At 51.5% G+C, this 4,509-nt stretch carries 5 protein-coding genes; 3 read left to right on the plus strand and 2 right to left on the minus strand.

Annotation, left to right across the window (positions count from 1 at the left end; genetic code table 11):
* Positions 1 to 382: 382 nt before the first annotated feature.
* A complete protein-coding gene (locus tag C8D82_RS20320; protein WP_116886121.1) occupies positions 383 to 745 on the minus strand; it encodes a helix-turn-helix transcriptional regulator in 363 nt (120 codons plus the stop codon).
* 393 nt (positions 746 to 1,138) lie between these two features.
* Here C8D82_RS20320 and C8D82_RS20325 point away from each other — a divergent pair, with 393 nt between their 5' ends.
* Both C8D82_RS20325 and C8D82_RS20335 read left to right on the plus strand, forming a co-directional pair.
* On the plus strand, positions 1,139 to 1,897 hold the full coding sequence (locus C8D82_RS20325; RefSeq protein ID WP_116886122.1) for a YagK/YfjJ domain-containing protein: 759 nt from the start codon (positions 1,139 to 1,141) through the stop codon (positions 1,895 to 1,897).
* 241 nt (positions 1,898 to 2,138) lie between these two features.
* Positions 2,139 to 2,522 (plus strand): hypothetical protein, encoded by a 384-nt coding sequence (locus C8D82_RS20335; protein ID WP_116886124.1) that lies wholly within the window; start codon positions 2,139 to 2,141, stop codon positions 2,520 to 2,522.
* A gap of 157 nt (positions 2,523 to 2,679) precedes the next feature.
* Here the strand turns inward: C8D82_RS20335 and C8D82_RS20340 are convergent, their stop codons facing one another.
* Positions 2,680 to 3,954 (minus strand): PcfJ domain-containing protein, encoded by a 1,275-nt coding sequence (locus C8D82_RS20340; RefSeq protein ID WP_116886125.1) that lies wholly within the window; start codon positions 3,952 to 3,954, stop codon positions 2,680 to 2,682.
* 29 nt (positions 3,955 to 3,983) lie between these two features.
* Here C8D82_RS20340 and C8D82_RS20345 point away from each other — a divergent pair.
* The coding region (locus C8D82_RS20345) for a hypothetical protein (RefSeq protein ID WP_133245324.1) at positions 3,984 to 4,509 on the plus strand (526 nt) is incomplete at its 3' end.

Below are 4,509 nucleotides of genomic sequence, written 5' to 3' on the forward strand. Positions count from 1 at the left end.
GCCACCGAATCAGCCGGGGCAACACACTGAAGCGCGGCTATGAGGGAATCAGAATTCGGAAAGACTGTTGATCTCGATTTTTTTGCTTTCTTAAAGAAATTCTTGTGGAAGGAGAGACTCTTGTGTCCTCCCGTATGTAAAGAGTCTCTACCCTCAGGATAAAGCAAGAAGGTTGTGGGAAAAGTTTCAAGGGGCTCTACAACTTAAAACTTGTGGAGACGGTTGAGACGTTACTTCAGCACCTTTAAAACTCTAACGGAAACTTGGTTCGTTTTGTCCAAGCGTTTTCCAAAGATAATTTACTGACGTCTCAACTGTCTCCGCCCCTGTTTAAAAGTTCTCTTAAAGGTAAATTTCAAGTGTCTCAAGTGTCTCAGTTCACTTATATTTCAAATTCAGCCGTCCCACTGCCGGAAGACAAGTCTTCTTCCGTAAGGATGAACTTGATGATGTCGGAATTACGGTATCGTACCGCTGTGCCGATCTTCTTCCGTCGAAATGGAAAGGCTCCGTTTCGTTCCAGCTTTTTGAAGTTCGCCAGACTGATTCCGAGCATTTCGGCAGCTTCCGGCTGGTCGATCAGCTTCGGCAGTATTGCAGGAATCGTCTCGCCGTTCTTCGCCAGGTTTCGCAACTGCGCGATCACCTCCCTTTCCTCCGGGATGCTCAACACTCCGGCTTCGGCCAGCGGGTGCAGCAGCTTTGCGATCAGATTGACCGTCGTTCCCTTGATCCTGACATCCATTTTCAGACCTCCTTGATTCAGATACTTTCGTTGAAAAGGCTTTCCCCTCAAACTCAGGCGGAGAAAGCGGGGGTTTTAGAGTTTGTTGTTTTTATTGTATCAATTGTATCTATCAAAAAAATAAGCATCTCACAAGCAAGAAAATCCAAAGCAAAGCACAAGAGAAAAGGCAAAACAACACACAAAGGACAACCCAAGACAAAGCACAAAAAGAGAAAACACCAAAAAGCAAAGCAGACCTCTCAAAGGAGCCCCCCCTAAGCCGATACCTGAAACAAACTTTAAACAGACTTAAAGCGCAAGCAGAAGAAACCATAATCAAAACAAAAACTTCTCTGACTGTTGTTATTATTTTATTGAGAAAGAAACAAAACATTACAGGAGCAAGCAACTATGGGAAAACCCAGAATCCATCGGGAAGAAACTTACAACGAAACCCGAATCTATCAAAGTCCATCAGGGAGCCGGGCGGAAATCTTGGCCGCGATCCATCAGATTTTCGATTACATGTGGAGTGTCAGCCACGGAAGACTTTACGTCTGCCACTTCACGGTCAACTTCCCCTCAACTTTCACACTTCAGGCCAACGACTTTCTGACCGGAACCCTTCAAAGCTGGCGGCGAACCATGCAGAACCACCGAGTTCCAGCCGAATATCTCTGGGGGCGCGAGAAAGGCGATTTTGCCAGTGGCGGCCACGTTCATTTCCACATCTTCGTCATCATCCACGGCAAGTTCATCCAGTCCGCTTCCGGGATTGCCAGCCATTTGAATTGCTTGCTCTCCAGGCGTTTGCAGGACGATGTCAGGCGGGTCAGGTGCAATCCTCCATTGCGAGACAGTTTCTTCTGGGGCAAGAAGGTTTCCGCCAAGCTCGACAATCTCGCCGACGCGATCGAGTGGGTTTCCTACATCGCCAAGGTCGATACCAAGGAGGCTCCTTTCGGCCAGAAGACCTTCGGCTTTTCCAAAGGCTTTCTTCAGCAGCATCAGATTTCAGCCTTGACTTTGGCGGAAGAGGCCGCTTTCGACGCCGCTGACCTTTCGATTTCCGATGAAGATTGGGCGGCCTGGGGTTACGAACCGCTCAACTGGGAGGAGGCTTTGAACTTCAATCCGGCGACTGGAGGACCGCTTCATGAGGAAGCCTGAGCTCGAAAAGACACCAGAAAACCGTCTCCGTTGCGCAAAAGCCTTCGCCGGGGTCGATGCCGGGATTGCGGTCTCTATGGCCCTTCCCGTGGCTCCAAAATACCAAGACGGGCAAGCTGTTGCAGTGGTTGCCGTCAACAGGAGTTCAAACCAGAGAGGAGGAAGCAAGATGGACGGTTGAGGTAGAATTGACAGAACTTTTATTCAACAACCAAAAAACTTAAACACAGGGGAATTTATCATGGTCAGAAATCGAAAATCTGTTTGCAGCTTTCCGGCAGACGAAGAACCTGAAAAGCCGCAGTTTTACCGGAGAAGCAAGGAGGAAGCCGATCGGGACTTCCGGCAAGGCATTCTGGAACGCGGTCCCGGTATTGAGGTGAGAGTTCACCCGAACGATCACACCAAAGAGGTTGTGATCAAATCCAAGCCGCGAAAGGCGCGCTATGTCCGTGCTCGCCGCTGGCATCTGTGTGACGATCTGGTCGATATTTTCGCCTGGGGAGAACCGAGGACCAGGAAGGAAGAACCTCCGCAGGACAAAGAGCCGCAGGATGACGGCGAAGCGCAGGGCGACAACCCTCCGGGGAACGAGCCGCAAACTGATGAACCGCAAAACGATTGACCTTTTGCCGCCGGGGAAGTGGTGCTTAAAGCCTTTCCCGGCGTTTTTTATTTATCGGCAGGTCCTTTCAGGGCGTCCGAACCGTTTCAGGGGGCGGAAGCTGACGCTCCGGAAGAAGAGAGTTCGCAGGTGCGAAAGCTGCCCAGGAAACCGGATTTCATGCCGACTTTTTCCAGGACAATCCCACAGCTTCGACATAGGCTTTGATGTGGCGACAGACAACTGCCGAAGGCTGCCGGTTGCAGCTTTCCTTTACCTGGACGAGAATCCTGCCGGGCAGTTCGATTTCGAGGGTGGCGCAGAGTTTCCCATCCAGCGAACGCATCGAGACGATGGCGCAATGGCCGCGCCGACAGGCATCCAGATAGGAGCCGACACAGTGATGTAACTGGCGGCCTTCCCGGAAAAGCGCATCCGAGTTGAGAAGTTCGTCAAAGATGATGTCGGGATTTTCCCGCACCCACGAGAACCCGTGCGACGGCCAGAACCGGAGGACTTCCGGACGGCGAATTCCGTACAGCCACTCGTCAGCCTCCTGACATACCGAACGGAAAGACCGGTCCTTTAAGGTAAAATGTTCGTTGAAAAGTCCCTGTGTCCGCCAGTAGTACACCGGAATTTGAAATTCCCTCAGCGTGAACTTCTGACAAGCCAGCCATTCGGAAACAGTGCGGACAACATGAAGAAAAACCGGCCATTCAAGATAACGGCAGGCCCCGTTGAGCACTTCAGCAATTGCCATCGCCTCAGCGGTTGAATGGCGGTGACTTTGGAGAATACAAAAGCAACACCCTGTCGAAAGGGAAGAAAAACGCTCCGGAAGCTGATGAAACCAACAGTTTTCCTGTTTGCTCAACTTCAACACGTCGCGCGGCGAAACTCCTTGCCCCAACCGGCACAGAGCCTTGACTTCAAAACGGGACATCGGGTGTTTCCAAAGTCCATAGCACCATGCCGGCAACGGAAAATCCAGAAAACTCCGGTCCAGCCATGCCCGAAGCTGACGATCTGCGTTATGCGTATTGAAATGGAGCGGTGAACGCAGATCAACCTCTCGAAACTCAACGGCCTGCGCCAGATTCCACAGAAACGTGGGGTAGCTTTTGTCTGCCAGCGGCCCATAAAGCGCCTTAAAGCGATTCTCCAAACCGAATTTCAGCAAATCCAGATAGCGACGCTCCTGTTCCTGGCGTCTGACACGTCGCGGCCAGTCCCCGGAAATGATGGAAGGTTTCCACATCTGCCAACACCAGTTGCGGCGCAGTGAATGCGGCAAGCACTCGTAAAAGATTTTCAAATCGTCCATTTGCCGTCGCCTTTTTTCGGTCTTTTGTCCGAAGGGCAGGATAAATACCCGGAACATAAGGTCAAGTCCGAATTCCGGGAACTTGACGGAGCCTGGAAAATCTTTATCATAAATCGGGACTTTCATATTCAACCATCAGACAGAGGGCAAAAACGATGCAGCTTCACTTCACTTTCACACGAAATCCGCAGTTTCTTTCGGAGGAGGATGTTTACGCGATCACGCCGGTTCACGATCCGGCGGAACTTCTGAAAGAGGGTTACGCCCTGTGTCTGGTGTGGCGGCCCGAATTCGACGGAAACACCGTACCGCTGGAAACGCTTCGCGGAGTCTGGCACAAGCCGAATGGAGGCGAGCAAGACGCCACGCTCTACTTCATGCAGGACCGGGCGGAAGTTCAATCCCGAACCAAGAACGCCCTGGACCGCCGCCTGAAGAGTCCGTATCTGTTCGCCGCATGGAAAAAGGATGGACAACGTTTCTTCAAAATCATCCACAATCACCGCGTCAGAGTTCAGAGCGATTCTCTGGCGGACATTTTGCCCTACTTTATCGAAGGCCGCTTCGAGCCCCGCGCGATCTATCGACGGAAACACTCCATCATGACTCTGATGATGATGGACGCCAAACGCAGAAAAGAGTGTCGGGAGTTGCGGGGAAGGCTGCTGGAACTTCTGGAAA

The sequence above is a fragment of the Victivallis vadensis genome (assembly GCF_003096415.1).
GTDB lineage: Bacteria > Verrucomicrobiota > Lentisphaeria > Victivallales > Victivallaceae > Victivallis > Victivallis vadensis.